At 71.7% G+C, this 14220-nt stretch carries 15 protein-coding genes; 4 read left to right on the forward strand and 11 right to left on the reverse strand.

The window, feature by feature from the left end:
* Window positions 1-84: 84 nt before the first annotated feature.
* The 8 genes from mqnC to paaA form a co-directional block, all read right to left on the reverse strand.
* The gene (mqnC, locus tag BMY89_RS17520; protein ID WP_092381064.1) at window positions 85-1275 is read right to left on the reverse strand and encodes a cyclic dehypoxanthinyl futalosine synthase; all 1191 of its coding nucleotides are present in this window, start codon (window positions 1273-1275) and stop codon (window positions 85-87) included.
* Window positions 1276-1367: 92 nt separating this feature from the next.
* Window positions 1368-1778 carry a type II toxin-antitoxin system VapC family toxin gene (locus BMY89_RS17525; protein ID WP_092381065.1) on the reverse strand — a complete coding sequence of 137 codons (411 nt, stop codon included), beginning with the start codon at window positions 1776-1778 and terminating at the stop codon, window positions 1368-1370.
* Window positions 1775-2053: a type II toxin-antitoxin system Phd/YefM family antitoxin gene (locus tag BMY89_RS17530; RefSeq protein ID WP_092381066.1), complete on the reverse strand. Its 279-nt coding sequence runs from the start codon at window positions 2051-2053 to the stop codon at window positions 1775-1777. The genes BMY89_RS17525 and BMY89_RS17530 overlap by 4 nt, the downstream gene beginning before the upstream one ends.
* 31 nt (window positions 2054-2084) lie before the next feature.
* On the reverse strand, window positions 2085-3242 hold the full coding sequence (gene paaE / locus BMY89_RS17535; protein ID WP_092381067.1) for a 1,2-phenylacetyl-CoA epoxidase subunit PaaE: 1158 nt from the start codon (window positions 3240-3242) through the stop codon (window positions 2085-2087).
* Window positions 3239-3715, reverse strand: coding sequence for a 1,2-phenylacetyl-CoA epoxidase subunit PaaD (gene paaD, locus BMY89_RS17540; protein WP_092381215.1), 477 nt, complete (start codon window positions 3713-3715; stop codon window positions 3239-3241). Before paaD ends, paaE begins: the two co-directional genes overlap by 4 nt.
* A gap of 25 nt (window positions 3716-3740) precedes the next feature.
* Window positions 3741-4466, reverse strand: coding sequence for a 1,2-phenylacetyl-CoA epoxidase subunit PaaC (gene paaC / locus BMY89_RS17545; protein ID WP_092381068.1), 726 nt, complete (start codon window positions 4464-4466; stop codon window positions 3741-3743).
* Window positions 4467-4521: 55 nt separating this feature from the next.
* On the reverse strand, window positions 4522-4842 hold the full coding sequence (paaB, locus tag BMY89_RS17550; RefSeq protein ID WP_092381069.1) for a 1,2-phenylacetyl-CoA epoxidase subunit PaaB: 321 nt from the start codon (window positions 4840-4842) through the stop codon (window positions 4522-4524).
* Window positions 4839-5900 (reverse strand): 1,2-phenylacetyl-CoA epoxidase subunit PaaA, encoded by a 1062-nt coding sequence (gene paaA / locus BMY89_RS17555; protein ID WP_092381070.1) that lies wholly within the window; start codon window positions 5898-5900, stop codon window positions 4839-4841. The genes paaB and paaA overlap by 4 nt, the downstream gene beginning before the upstream one ends.
* Window positions 5901-6260: 360 nt before the next feature.
* Here paaA and BMY89_RS17560 point away from each other — a divergent pair, with 360 nt between their 5' ends.
* Together BMY89_RS17560 and BMY89_RS17565 are read left to right on the forward strand one after the other, a co-directional pair.
* Window positions 6261-7238, forward strand: a complete 978-nt coding sequence (locus tag BMY89_RS17560) for a hypothetical protein (RefSeq protein ID WP_092381071.1) — start codon at window positions 6261-6263, stop codon at window positions 7236-7238.
* Window positions 7238-8182, forward strand: a complete 945-nt coding sequence (locus BMY89_RS17565; protein WP_092381072.1) for a serine hydrolase — start codon at window positions 7238-7240, stop codon at window positions 8180-8182. The genes BMY89_RS17560 and BMY89_RS17565 overlap by 1 nt, the downstream gene beginning before the upstream one ends.
* 6 nt (window positions 8183-8188) lie before the next feature.
* Here the strand turns inward: BMY89_RS17565 and BMY89_RS17570 are convergent, their stop codons facing one another.
* From BMY89_RS17570 to BMY89_RS17580, 3 genes are read right to left on the reverse strand one after another with little or no spacing between them, the layout of a single operon-like run.
* On the reverse strand, window positions 8189-9040 hold the full coding sequence (locus tag BMY89_RS17570) for a menaquinone biosynthetic enzyme MqnA/MqnD family protein (RefSeq protein WP_092381073.1): 852 nt from the start codon (window positions 9038-9040) through the stop codon (window positions 8189-8191).
* A gap of 34 nt (window positions 9041-9074) precedes the next feature.
* Window positions 9075-10409 carry an MFS transporter gene (locus BMY89_RS17575; protein ID WP_092381074.1) on the reverse strand — a complete coding sequence of 445 codons (1335 nt, stop codon included), beginning with the start codon at window positions 10407-10409 and terminating at the stop codon, window positions 9075-9077.
* Between the two features lie 40 nt (window positions 10410-10449).
* Complete coding sequence (locus BMY89_RS17580; protein ID WP_092381216.1) at window positions 10450-11031, reverse strand: helix-turn-helix domain-containing protein; 582 nt, start codon at window positions 11029-11031, stop codon at window positions 10450-10452.
* A gap of 171 nt (window positions 11032-11202) precedes the next feature.
* On the opposite strand from BMY89_RS17580, the gene BMY89_RS17585 reads away from it, so the two are divergent.
* Both BMY89_RS17585 and BMY89_RS17590 read left to right on the forward strand, forming a co-directional pair.
* Entirely contained in the window at window positions 11203-13248 is a 2046-nt protein-coding gene (locus BMY89_RS17585) for a HelD family protein (protein ID WP_092381075.1), read from the forward strand.
* Between the two features lie 80 nt (window positions 13249-13328).
* Window positions 13329-14213 (forward strand): ABC transporter ATP-binding protein, encoded by an 885-nt coding sequence (locus tag BMY89_RS17590; RefSeq protein ID WP_092381217.1) that lies wholly within the window; start codon window positions 13329-13331, stop codon window positions 14211-14213.
* Window positions 14214-14220: the final 7 nt, after the last annotated feature.

Below are 14220 nucleotides of genomic sequence, written 5' to 3' on the forward strand. Positions count from 1 at the left end.
GTTCGGCTGACAACCGATCAGGACACGTCGTCCACGCAGCGTCAGAACGCTGAGGCGGACCGTGACCGATCGAGTGTGCGTCGGTCAGGTCGCTTCGACCAGCGGCAGCGAACGGCCGGCGCCGCCGCCGGGCAGCGCGATCGAGGAGAAGTGTGAGACGACCCGGTCGTCGCTGGGGTCGTCGGCCGGCGTGGTGTGCACGGCCAGCCGGTGGTAGAGCGTGTCCCGCTGGGCGGGGATCCGGTCGGCGGAGCGGATCATCCCGATCAGCTCGTGCAGGTTGGAGCGGTGCCGGGCACCGGCGGAGGAGATGACGTTCTCCTCCAGCATGATCGAGCCGAGATCGTCGACCCCCATGTGCAGCGCCAACTGGCCGACGTCCTTGCCGGTGGTCAGCCAGGACGCCTGCAGGTGCGGCACGGTCTCGAAGAACAGCCGGGCCACCGCCACCAGCCGCAGGTACTCCAGGGTCGTCGCCTGGGTGCGGCCCTTGAGGTGGTTGTTCTCCGGCTGGTACGTCCACGGGATGAAGGCCCGGAAGCCGCGGGTGCGGTCCTGCACGTCGCGGATCATCCGCAGGTGCTCGATCCGCTCGGCGGCAGTCTCGCCGGTGCCCATCATCATGGTCGCGGTCGACTCGACACCCTGCCGGTGGGCCAGCTCCATGACCTCCAGCCAGCGCTCGCCCGACTCCTTCAGCGGCGCGATCGCCCTGCGTGGGCGTTCCGGCAGCATCTCGGCGCCGGCACCGGCGATCGAGTCCAGGCCGGCGGCCTTGATCCGGGCGATCGCCTCGTCCAGGCTCACCCCGGAGACCTTGGCCATGTGCAGGATCTCGCTCGGCCCGATCGAGTGGATGGCGAGCTGCGGGTACGCCTTCTTGACCGAGGAGAACAGCTCCTCGTAGTACTCCACCCCGTAGTCAGGGTGGTGGCCGCCCTGGAGCATGACCTGGGTGGCGCCCAGCTCGACCGCCTCGCCGCAGCGACGCAGGATCTCCTCGGTCGGGTGGGTCCACCCTTCCTTGTGCTTGGGCGCACGGTAGAAGGCACAGAACTTGCACGCCGTCACGCAGACGTTGGTGTAGTTGATGTTGCGGTCGATCAGGTACGTGACGATGTTGTCCGGGTATCGCCGCCGGCGCACCGCATCGGCCGCCTCGCCGAGGGCGTGGAAGGGCGCCTCCGTGTAGAGCAGCAGCGCCTCCTCGGGCGTGATCCGCCCGCCGTCCGCGCCGCGCTGCAGGATGTCGTCGATCTCCCGGCTAACCATCACGCCCCCGAGCGTACGCCGACCTGCCGCCCAGCTCTGCGGGGCGCACCTGACCTGTGATCCATCCCCCGTCGGTGCACTTCGAGCGGAAGCGCTCAGCTGGCTCCGGGACTTGCCACCGGAAGCCCCACACCCTTGGCCGCGTCCAGCAGTCGACGGTCGTACGTCACGAAGGCGACAAAGTCGGCACCCGCCTGGTGGGCCAGGATCTCTGCCGTTGCCAGGTGGATGGCGTCGAGGCTGCGCAGCAACGGTTCCGGGTAGGCGCCGGCGGCCGCCCGGATGCCGCCGTCGATCTCGATCCGGTACAGCCGCGACAGCACGGTGGGCACCCCCACCAACGCCTGCGGCGCGGCGCGGCGTAGCGCCCGTGGCACTTCCACCTCGGCCAGCACCGACGAAACAAGCGAGGCCGAGCTGTGGCCGTTGAGCCAGCTGACAAGCTCCTCGGTCTGCTGCTCTCGGCGGAGCAGCTTGATGACGGCCGCCGAATCGAGGTAGATCACCAGCGTTCCTCGTCCCGTGACGCGACAAGCGCCGCTGCCACGTCGACCGTGGGGTCACCGAAAACGGGGGGCAGAGGTAGGGGCCCGGCGGAAGCCGGAGCGGTTGCCCGCCCCTCTGCCACCAGCCGTCCCAGCAAGACGTCGCCCGCCACCACCGGCACCAGACGAGCGATCGGTTGACCTCGATCGGTCACCTCGACCGTCTCGCCGGCCCGCACCCGCGCCAACACCTTGCTCGTGTGCTGGTTCAGCTCCCGCACTGCGATCTGCTCCACCCGACGAGTGTAGAACGAAATGTTCTACACGTCACGCGTCGTAATCGATGGTGAGGGTATCGGTGGTCGGACTGGACTGGCAGGTCAGCACGTAGCCAGCGGCCACCTCGTCGGGTTCCAGCGCGTAGTTGCGGGCCATCGTCACCTCGCCGGAGACCACCTTCGCCCGGCAGGTCGAGCAGACCCCACCCTTGCAGGCGTACGGCAGCTCACTGCGGATTTTCAACGCGGCGTCCAGCACCCGCTCGTCCCGGCGCATGCTGAAGTTCGACGAGCGTCCGTCGAGCATGATCGTCACGTCCGTGCCACCGGCTGACTCGCCGGTACGGCGTACCGGCTCGGGCGGTGCGTCGACGTGGAAAAGCTCGGCGTGCACCGCCGAGTCCGGCACGCCCCGTTCGGTGAGCACCGCTCGGGCGTCGACCACCAGCCCGTACGGGCCACAGAGGAACCACTCGGAGATCGCGTCGCCGGGCACGATGGTGTCCAGCAGCCGCCCCAGCCGCTCCGCGTCGATCCGGCCGGAGAGCAGCGGCGATTCGCCCTGCTCCCGGGAGAGCACATGCACCAGGTGCAGCCGGGTCGGATAGCGGTCCTTCAGATCGGCCAGCTCCTCGGCGAACATCACGCTGTTGGCCGTACGGTTGCCGTACACCAGGGTGAAAGTGCTGGCCGCCTCGACGGCCAGGGCGGTGGCGACCAGCGACAGCACCGGGGTGATGCCGGAGCCGGCCACGACCGCGCCGTAACGGCGCACCCGGTCCGGCGCGAACGCCGTGCTGAAATGCCCCAACGGCGGCAGCACCTCGACGGTGTCGCCGTGCCGCAGCGCCCCGCAGGCGTAGCTGGAGAAGGCGCCGCCGGGGATCTCCCGCACCCCGATCCGCAAGCGCCCGTGCCGGTCCAGCTCGTCGGGCGTGGAGCAGATGGAGTACGACCGGCGAACGTCCTCGCCGTCGGTGCCGGCGGCGGCGCCAGCGGAGTGGGTACCGGTGCTCGTGGCGGTGCGGGTGGCCGGCAGCCGGACTGTGAGGTGCTGGCCGGCGCGGAAGGCGAAGGTCGCGCGCAGCTCCTCGGGCACCGCGAAGGTGATCACGACGGCGTCGGCGGTGAGCCGGTCCACGGCGATGACGGGCAGCGGGTGGAACACCGGCCGGCGGCGGACCGGGCGGGTGATGGTGACAGTCACAGTGCCTTCACATGGTCGAAGGGTTCGGCGCAGGCGCGGCAGCGCCACAGCGCCTTGCAGGCGGTCGAGCCGAACCGACTGATCTGCTCGGTCTCCGGCGAACCGCAGCGAGGGCAGCGAACGGCCAGGGCCAGCGCTACGACCCCGTCGCGCCGGACGGGGGCCGGTGGGGCGATGCCGGCGGCGGCCAGCTTGGCCCGCCCGGCGTCGCTGATCCAGTCGGTGCTCCACGCCGGGCTGTGCACGGTGCGCACCTCGGCATCCGGGTGACCGGCGGCGGCCAGCGCGCGGCGGATGTCGGCCCGGATGACGTCCATCGCCGGACAGCCCGTGTAGGTGGGGGTGATGGTCACCACCACCCGGCCGGTGCCCGGATCCTCCTGCACCGACCGTAGGACGCCGAGGTCGTCGATGGTGACCACCCGGATCTCCGGGTCCACCACCGCCGCCACCGCCTCCCGTGCCCCGGTCACCGGAGCCACCACCCGGCTGCGGGGCTCACCAGTGCGCCCCGGGGTGGGCACGGTGCAGCACCTGCATCTCCGCGAGCAGGTACGACAGGTGTTCGGTGTGTACCCCGTCGCGACCACCGGCCGGCGCCCAGCCGGAGTCCGGCACGGCGATCGTCGCCTCGGCGAGCACGGCGCCGACGGCGGCGTCGAATTCGGCCCGCAGGGTGGCCGGGTCGACCGGTGTGTCCGGCCGCGCGGCGAACAGCTCGTGGGCGTACGGCCAGACCTGGTCGATGCCGGACTGCATCCGCCGGTGCGACTCCTCCGTTCCGTCGCCCAGCCGCTTGACCCAGAGCGTGGCGTGGTCCAGGTGGTACGCGGACTCCTTGCGTGCCTTCGCGCCGATCGCGGCCAGCCGCTCGTCCGGGCAGCCGGCCAGCGCGGTGTAGAGCGGCAGCTGGTACGCCGACAGCACGAGCAGCTTCGCCATGGTCACCGCGAAGTCGCCGTTCGGCAGCTCGACCAGTAGGCAGTTGCGGAACTCCCGGTCCTCGCGCAGGTAGGCCAACGCGTCCTCGTCCCGGCCGGCGCCCTCCAGCTCGCCCGCGTACGACAGCAGGAGCCGGGCCGCGCCGAGCTGGTCCAGGGCGATGTTGGCCAGCGCGATGTCCTCCTCCATCTCCGGCGCGCGGGTGGTCCACTCGGCCAGCCGCTGCGCCGCGATCAGCGCGTCGTCGCCGAGGGCGAGGGTGAAGGCGAAGGGACCGTTCACAGGGTCGCCTCCGTTCGCGACTGCGGGGCTCGCAAACCCGGCTCACTCCTCGCGCTCACAGGTGGGCCGCCCCTTCTGGCACCTCGTAGAACGTGGGGTGGCGGTAGACCTTGTCGGCGGCCGGGTCGAAGAAGGCGTCCTTCTCGTCCGGGCTGGAGGCGGTTATCGCGCTGGCCGGCACCACCCAGATCGACACTCCCTCCTGGCGGCGGGTGTAGAGGTCCCGGGCGTTGTGCAGGGCCAGCTCCGCGTCGGGCGCGTGCAGGCTGCCGACGTGGGTGTGCGCCAGACCGCGCCGGGCCCGCACGAAGACCTCCCAGAGCGGTGCCGGACCCTCCGCGCCGAGCCGGTCGGTTCGCTCGCCACGCTCGCTCACGCCGCCACCATTTCCTTCTTCTTGTTCCGCTGCTTCGCCGCATAGGCCGCGGCGGCCTCCCGCACCCAGGCACCCTCGGCGTGGGCGCGACGCCGGTGCGCGATCCGCTCCCGGTTGCACGGGCCGTCGCCGGAGATCACCCGCATCAACTCGGCGTAGTCGGGCTGGGTGAAGTCGTACGCCTGGCGTTCGTCGTTCCAGCGCAGGCCCGGGTCGGGGATGGCCAGCCCGAGCACCTCGGCCTGGCCGACGCACATGTCCACGAAGCGCTGGCGCAGCTCGTCGTTGGAGAATCGCTTGATCTTCCAGGCCATGGACTGGGCGGAGTGCGTCGAGTCGCCGTCCGGCGGGCCGAACATGGCCAACGACGGGTACCACCAGCGGTCCACCGCGTCCTGGGCCATCGCCCGCTGCGCCGGGGTGCCGTGCGCCAGGACGTGCAGGATCTCGTAGCCCTGGCGCTGGTGGAACGACTCCTCCTTGCAGACCCGGATCATGGCGCGGGCGTACGGGCCGTAGGAGCAGCGGCACAGCGGCACCTGGTTGACGATCGCGGCGCCGTCCACCAGCCAGCCGATCGCACCCACGTCGGCCCAGCTCAGGGTGGGGTAGTTGAAGATCGAGCTGTACTTCTGCCGGCCGTCGAGCAGCAGGTCGACCAGCTCGTCCCGGCTGATGCCGAGGGTCTCGGCGGCGGCGTAGAGATAGAGGCCGTGGCCGGCCTCGTCCTGCACCTTGGCCAGCAGGATCGCCTTGCGCTTGAGCGACGGGGCGCGGCTGATCCAGTTGCCCTCCGGCTGCATGCCGATGATCTCGGAATGCGCGTGCTGGGCGATCTGCCGGATCAACGTCCGCCGGTACGCCTCCGGCATCCAGTCGCGCGGCTCGATCTTCTGGTCGGCGTCGACGACCTGCGCGAAGTACGCGGCCAGGTCCGTGCCCGGCCCGGCCGCGTCACGGTCCTGCTGAGCAGCGGCGCGCAGCGCCGCCTCTGCTGCCTCGACCTCGCCGAGCAGGCCGCCGGGCGGGTCCTCGCCCGGGAAGTCATTGCCATACATGCAGTAAGTGTTACAGCTATGCCTTAAGGAAGCCAGAGGGTGTCACACAAATCCGAGATTCCCCAGCGTTACGCGCCGACCTCCATTCGTAACGCCGGTACCTATGAGTTGGGTCACAAATCACGGACAAATCCTCGCAACGACCACATAGCGGTTTGTTGTCCCGCCTTCACCGCGTGTTGCCCAGTGTCGGGTCCTGGCATCACGCCGATCCGCACGTAGACTTCCCCCGTCACACCGATCGGTCGACAACGATCGCCAGCTCACAGGGCCACTTCCCCCGGCACCGGGCGATCCGCAACGGTCAGTCCTGGCAACAAGCCGGTCCCCCCGGCCCCGACATCTGGAGTTCACCCGCTCATGCGATCTCGCGTGATCATGGTGCTCGCCGTCACGGCGGTGCTACTCGGCGGCGTCATGCTGGTGCCGGCCGCGTACGCCCGGCTCTCTCCGGGCGAGGCGAACGCCGCCCAGGAGAGCGTGGCCGCGCCCACGCCCGCCCCGCCCCCGCCGCCGACCCTCGCCGCCGGCAAGGTCTCGGTGAACTTCAAGGGCGAGTTCTTCTCGTGGGCCCTGCTGGACCGGGAGTCCGGTGAGATCTCCGGCGCCAAGAACATGGCCGCCACCAGCTCGACCGAGTCGATGCTCAAGGTGTGGTTCGTCGCCGACTACCTGCGCCGGCTCGGCGACAAGGAGCCGCCCGCGGCGATGAAAAAGGCGGCCAGCCTGGCCATCCGGGACAGCGACGACGACGCGGCGAACCGGGTCTACCGGGCCGCCGGTGGGTCGTACGCGGTGCCGGCCGGCGGTCAGCCCGGTCCGGTGGTCAAGCGGGCGATCAGCATGTGCGACCTCACCGACACCAAGCGGGGCAACGTCAAGGGTTACGAGGGCTGGTGGAGCTTCACCCGGATGTCCCCGCGCGACGCCGTGCGGCTCGGCGACTGCATCGCCGACGGCACCGCCGCCGGCCCGAAGTGGACCGAGTGGGTGCTGGCCGAGATGAGCAAGGTTCGCGGCAGCACCGCCGCCAAGGACCAGAAACTCCGCTCGGGCGGCGGTAAGTGGGGCATCGTCGACGGCCTCCCCGAATCGATCACCAGCCAGGGCCCGGTCAGCATCAAGAACGGCTGGACCCCCCTCAACTACGACGGCAACTGGCACGTCAACTGCCTTGCCGTCACAGAGAAGTGGAGCCTCGCGGTGATGCTGCGCTACCCGCAGAGCAGCGGTCTCGACTATGGCTCCGACGTCTGCGCCAGCGTCGCCGCCCAACTGGTGACCCCGCAGCCCGGCGGCGCACTCAAGGTGCCGCAGCAGCCGATCGGAAAGCTCTGATGGCCAGCCGGGGCCGTCGCGATCGACGGGGTGAGACATCGCCACTGCGACTCGTGGCCGTCGCGGCCGTGCTGATCGGGCTGGTCCTGGTGTCGCTGCGCCTGCTGCCCGGTTCGCCCTTCGAGTCCACCGCCGCCGCCCAGTGGGGTCGCGGAGAGTCGCCGGCGGCGCGCGGCGACGCGCTCACCGACCGCAGCGCACGGACCTCGCCGTCGCCGAGCCCGTCACCCGAGCCCGAGCCGCTGCCGTTCGAGGCCAAGGAGCTCGACCTGGACATCGACGGCTGGTACGGGTGGAGCGTGCTGGACCGCCGCTCAGGCGAGATCATCGGCTCGGAGGAGATGGCCGAGACCAGCACCACCGCGTCCCTGATCAAGTCCTGGATCGTCGCGGACTACCTGCGCCGTACCGCTGACGCCGGACAGACGCCGAGCGACGCGAAGCTGGGCGACCTGACCAGGATCATCCGGGACAGCGACAACACCCGCACGGAGCAGCTCTACACCCAGATCGGCCGGACCAACTCGATCGAGCGCCTGCTGTCGACCTGCGAGCTGACCGACAGCAAGGTCGCCAGCGATCGCGGGTGGAGCCGCACCGAGCTGTCGCCGCGCGACACCGCCCGGCTGGGCAACTGCATCGCCGACGGTACCGCCGCCGGCCCGAAGTGGACCAAGTGGCTGCTCAACGAGATGCGCCAGGTACGCGGCGCGGGTGACTTCGGCATCCGCAAGGCGTTCCCCGCCGCCGAGGCGAAGAAGATCGCCATCAAGAACGGCTGGGTCGACCGCACGCGTGAGCAGGAGATGCACGTCAACTGCCTGGCGATCGGTGACACCTGGACGATGGGCGTGATGCTCCAGTACCCCATCAACAAGGGCTACGAGTACGGCATGGACAACTGCCAGAAGATCACCGAAGCCCTCCTCACCACCGCCCCCTGACGGGGGTCAGCGGGTGAAGAAGTGCGGTCCGTCGGCGGGCAGCGCGGGGACCTCGTTGAGGGCGGCGGCGCGACGAGCGAACTCGCGTAGGCCCGCGACCTGCCGGTCACCGAGCGAGAAGTCCAGGGCCCGGAAGTACTCGGCCAGGGTGGCCGCGTCGAACGGCTCCCACCGGGCCGCCGACTCGGCGACCTGATCCAGCTCGGCCAGGCACAGGTCGCGCGAGCGCAGGAACGCCTCGTGCACCTCCTTGACCAGTCCGGGGTGGGCGGCGGCGAAGTCGCGGCGTACCGCCCAGACGGCGAAGACCATCGGCAGGCCGGTCCACTCCCGCCAGGCCTGCCCCAGGTCGGTCACCTCCAGCCCAAGCTGCGGCGCCTCGTAGTGGGCCCGCAGGGCCACGTCGCCGATCAGGACACCGGCGTCGGCCTCCAGCAGCATCTGGGTCAGGTCGGGCGGGCAACGGAAGTACTCGGGACGGACTCCGTACCGCTCGCGCAGCAGCAGCTGGGCGAGGAGCACCCCGGTCCGCGAGGTGGAGCCCAGCGCGACGCGGGCGCCGTCGAGGTCGGCCAGCGGCCGGGTGCTCACCAGGTTGACCGACAGCACCGGCCCGTCGCTACCGACCGCCAGGTCGGGCAGGAGCAGCAGCTCGTCGGCGTGCCGCAGGTACTCGACGTGGGAGATCGGCCCGATGTCCAGGTCACCGGCGACGAGTTGGGCGCTGAGCCGGTCCGGCGAGTCCTTGTGCAGGTCGACGTCGAGCAGCGCGCCGGAGCGCATCAGCCCCCAGTAGATCGGCAGGCAGTTGAGGAACTGGATGTGCCCGACCCGGGGGCGGGCGACGCTCTCGACCATGTCCCTGACCGTATCCCCGCCGCCGGTGACCTGCTCAGCGGGCCGCTGCGGAAGTGGCGAACCCCGCACCCGACGCTCCCGCCGGGCCCGTGGTCGTGTCCGCCTGCGGGCAACGGGCGCGCTCGGCCCGGACCGCCCGCCGGACGGGCCGGACGAAGACGGCCAGCACCAGCAGCCCGGCGACGCCGCAGCCGACGATCAGTGGGCGCGGCTCGGTCACCTCCAGCATGAGGCCGCCGATCAGGTAGCCGACCATCGCCGCGCCCTGCACGGCGGCTCCCATCGCGGCGAAGGCCCGGCCGCGCGCCGCCTCCGGCACCCGACGGGCCAGCACCACGTTGTTGAAGACGTTGTCACCGCCGTTGCAGAGGCCACCGACGAGCCAGATCGGCACCAGCAGCAGCGCCACGGGCACGGTCACCGAGACCAGCACCATCAGGCAGCAGCCGGCGAGCAGGAGCAGGCCGCACTGAACCAGGGCGCCGTCGTCGGTGAACCGCCGGGCCAACCGGGCGAAGATCCAGGCGCCGCAGAGCACCCCGAGTGTCCAGGCCCCGGTCACCAGGCCGTAGACGGAGGCCGAGGCACCGAGGGTCTCCCGTACGTAGAAGACCTCGATGACGTTGATCGCGCCGATCGCCGCGATCACGCCCGCCAGGGTAGCCACCATCGCGAGCAGCAGCGGATCCCGCCGCAACCGCCAGTTCGCCGCCGTTGCGGCGTGCTCGGTTGCCGGTGCGGCGTGCCCGGTTGCCGGTGCGGTGCCACCGGAGACCGACGCCGCCGTGCGCCGCGTGCCGCCTCGGCGGGTACGGATCAGCACTCCGGCGAGGACGAGCGCGAGGTAGCTGACCGCGCCGATCTGTAGCGGCACCCGGGTACCGAACCCGCCCACCAGGAAGCCGGCCAGGGCCGGGCCGGCCAGCACGCCGAGCAGGCCGGCGGTCTGGTTGAGTGCGGTGGCCTTCGGCAGGTCGGCGGGGCGCACCATCGACGGCACCAGGGCGGAGAGCACCGGCTGGGTGACCGCCAGGCCACAGGCGAGCAGCGCGACCAGGCAGATGACCAGCAGCGGATGGCCGGCGTACGCCAGGCCGAGGCAGATCACCGACTGGGCCAGACCGGCGCCGATCAGCAGCGTCCGGCTGTCCACCCGATCGGCCAGCCGCCCGGTCAGCGGGGCGAGCACCACCAGCGGCAGGGTCGCCGCCAGCAGCACGCCGGCGACCGCGCGACCGCCTGCCCCGGAGGACTGGAGGGCCAGCGTCAGGGTGGTGGCGGCGAGGAAGTCTCCGCAGGTGGCGATCCCTCGGCCTGCGGTGGCGAGGCCGACGTCCGCCCAGCGCGACGGGGCAGATGCGAAAGACATACTTCGAAAATAATGCTTCACATCTGTCGTACGCAAGCCCTCAGTCCAGCGGCAGCGCCTTGTACTGGATGGCCACCCGACGGGCACCCGCCGGTGGATCCGTCCGGGTCCGCCGGCGATACGGCCGCAGCAGGGCCAGCACCGCCTTGTTCAACTCAGCCAGCTCCTGCGAGGTGAGCAGCAACAGCGATTCGTTGAGGATCCCGTTGCGGTACCACTCCTCCGACTCCTGCGGCGCCCGGCGCAGCCAGTCGCGGCTGCGCTCCAACTCGCGCGCGAGGACGACCTCCACCACCGCCTGCTCGGCGTCGCGTACCGACGGGTCGGCGTTCCGGCCGGCGTCCACGGACCAGGACTGGACCGTGCTGCGCCACAGCCGTTCCCGGGCGTCCCCCCGGCTCGGCGCCTCCTCCACCAGCCCGAACCGGGCCAGCGCCCGCAGGTGGTAGCTGGTCGCGCTCGGCGACAGACCCACCACCTCGGCACACTCGGTGGCGGTCACCGCCCCCTCGGTCGAGCCCAGATGTTCCATGATCGCGAGCCGGGCCGGGTGGGCGATCGCCCGCAGTGTCTGCGGGTCGCTGATCGTCACCCGGGGCGGCTCGGGGTGCGCCTCCGTCATGACCACCATGATCCCCGACCAGCGAAAACCGGTTGCCGCCCGGCTGGCGGGGCGTAGGCTTTCCGTTCCGCCCGACGGCCGCGGTGACAAGCACCGCAGCGGACGTCCCGCGCCGACCCACGCGTCGGAAACGCGAGCGGCAGCCTTTCTCCCGTGTCAAGGAGTCCGTGGATGAGCCTGCACGCCCGTGAGAGCCCGCCCGCCGCACCGGCGCTCGCCGACGAACTGGCCGCCGAACGGGCGCACCTGTCCCGCTCCCGGGCGGCGCTGCACCGGATGCGGGAACGCGCCGAGTCGCTCTTCGCCACCGGCGACAAGGTCGCCGGGGACGCGTACACCGCCGAGCAGCTCGGCCGACACCTCGCCCGGCGGGTGGCCGAACTCGCCGACGACCCGCGTACACCGCTCTTCTTCGGTCGGCTCGACTTCGGGGCCGCCGACGCCGAGCACGCCGGGCGCCGCTACCACGTCGGCCGCCGGCACGTCACCGACGAGCAGGGCGAACCGCTGGTGCTGGACTGGCGTGCCCCGGTCTCCCGATCGTTCTACCGGGCCAGCGCCCGCGACCCGCAGGGCCTGGCGGTACGCCGCCGGTTCGGTTTCGGCAACGGGGTGCTGACCAGCTTCGAGGACGAACACCTGGACCGGGGCGAGGAGCTCGGCACGGCCAGCCGGATCCTCACCGCCGAGATCGAGCGCCCCCGCGTCGGGCCGATGCGCGACATCGTCGCCACCATCCAGCCCGAGCAGGACGAACTGGTCCGGGCCGACCTGTCCGACTCGATCTGCGTGCAGGGTGCGCCGGGCACCGGAAAGACCGCCGTCGGGCTGCACCGCGCGGCGTACCTGCTCTACCTGCACCGGGAACGGCTACGGCGATCGAAGGTGCTGGTCGTCGGGCCGAACCGGGCGTTCCTCGGATACATCGCGGCGGTGCTGCCGGCGCTCGGCGAGGTGGAGGTCGACCAGGCCACCGTGGATGAACTGGCCGATCGGGTGCCGGTACGGGCGGTGGACCCGCCGGTCGTGGCCACGCTCAAGCACGGCGCGCGGATGGCCGAGGTGTTGCGCCGAGCGGTGGACGCGTACGTCGCAGAGCCGGCCGAGCCGATCGTCGTCTCCGACGGCTCGTTCCGCTGGCGAATCGGGCTGGAGCCGTTGCACCGCCTGGTCCAGGAGACCCGTGCGGAGCGCCTGCCGTACGCCGTCGGTCGGGAGCGGGTCCGTGCCCGGGCGGTCGGGCTGCTGCAACGGCAGGCCGAGGCGCGCCGGGCGGAGTCGCCGAGCGAGTCCTGGCTGCGCCGGATGGCCAGGTCGAAGCCGGTCACCGCGTTCCTGGACGCGGTCTGGCCGGCGCTCACCCCGGAGGGCCTGCTGCACACGCTGTACGCCGACCCCGGCCGCCTCGCGCAGGCCGCCGAAGGCCTGCTCACCCCCGACGAGCAGGCCCTGCTCGCCCGGTCGGGGCGGACCCCGAAGGCGACCCGGTGGACGGCCGCCGACGCCGTCCTGATCGACGAGGCGGCCGGGCTGATCGAGCGCCCGAGCGGCTTCGGGCACATCGTGGTGGACGAGGCGCAGGACCTCTCCCCGATGCAGTGCCGGATGATCGCCCGGCGCAACGAACACGGCTCGCTCACCCTCCTCGGCGACCTCGCCCAGGCCACTGCGCCGTGGGCCGCCACCGACTGGCGGGAGACCCTGCGTCACCTCGGTAAGCCGGACGCCACGGTGGTGCCGTTGACGGTCGGCTTCCGGGTGCCGGCGGACGTGCTCGACTTCGCCAACCGACTGCTCCCGGCGCTCGCGGTGGACGTACCACCGGCCGAGTCGCTGCGCGCCGACGGCGCGCTGGAGCTGCGTACCGTCACCGATCTCTGCGGGGCGACGGTGGCCGAGGTGCGGGCGGCGCTGGCACACGAGGGCTCCATCGCGGTGATCGCCGCGGACGACGCGGTGGATCGACTGCGGACGGCGCTGACCTCGGCGGGGTTCGAGACCGCGACCGCCGACGACCCGGCCGGCGGGGCGCGCGTCACCGTGATGCCCGCCACCCTGGTCAAGGGTCTGGAGTACGACCACGTCATCGTCGCCGAGCCGGCCGACATCGCGGCGGCCGAGCCACGCGGGCTGCACCGGCTGTACGTCGTGCTCACCCGGGCCGTCTCCCGCCTGTCGGTGCTGCACGCGAAGCCGCTGCCCGAACCGCTGCGCTGATCGGGACCGTGGCCCCTACCGGTGGGTTGCGTCCGTCGACTAGACCGGTAGTCGAACCGGAGACCGTGAAGGAGCAGCGGATGATCCTCGCCCACGCCCACCGGGTCAGCCGGCGGTACGGCACCGTCCTCGCCCTGGACGAGGTCGACCTCGACGTGCGTGCCGGGGAGCTGGTCGGCCTGCTCGGGCCGAACGGAGCCGGCAAGAGCACCCTGATCAACCTGCTCGTCGGGCTGCGCCGGCCCAGCTCGGGCCGGGTCGAGTTGAACGGCGGCGACCCGCGCGACCCGGCGAGCCGACGGCAGCTCGGCGTGACCCCGCAGGAGACCGGGCTGCCCGGCACGCTGCGGGTCGGCGAGGTGGTGGACTTCGTCTCCGCCCACTACCCGGATCCGATCCCACGCGACGAACTGCTCGACCGGTTCGGCCTCGGTGCGCAGGTCCGCCGGCAGTGCGGCGGACTCTCCGGCGGCCAGAAACGCCGGCTCGCGGTGGCGCTCGCCTTCGTCGGCCGGCCCCGGCTGGTGGTGCTCGACGAGCCGACCACCGGGCTCGACGTGGAGGCTCGCCACGCGCTGTGGGACGCCATCCGGGCGTTCCACGCCGACGGCGGCACGGTGCTGCTGAGCAGCCACTACCTGGAGGAGGTGGAGGCGTTGGCGCAGCGGGTGGTGGTGATCGGTAAGGGCCGGGTGCTCGCCGACGACAGCGTCGACGCGATCCGGGCCGTGGTCGGCGTACGCCGGGTCAGCCTGACCGTCGACGCGGTGCCGGCGCTGCCCGGCGTGGTCCGCACCGAGCAGGTCGACGGTCGGACCCACCTGCTCACCGCCGACGCCGACCAACTGGTCCGGGATCTGGTCGCCAGCGGGGTCGCGTTCCGCAATCTGGAGGTCCGCCCGACCTCGCTGGAGGAGGCGTTCCTCGCCATCACCACCGCCGACGCCGAGCCAGCGCCCGCCTGAGGAGACC

The organism is Micromonospora phaseoli, assembly GCF_900109115.1.
GTDB lineage: Bacteria > Actinomycetota > Actinomycetes > Mycobacteriales > Micromonosporaceae > Micromonospora > Micromonospora phaseoli.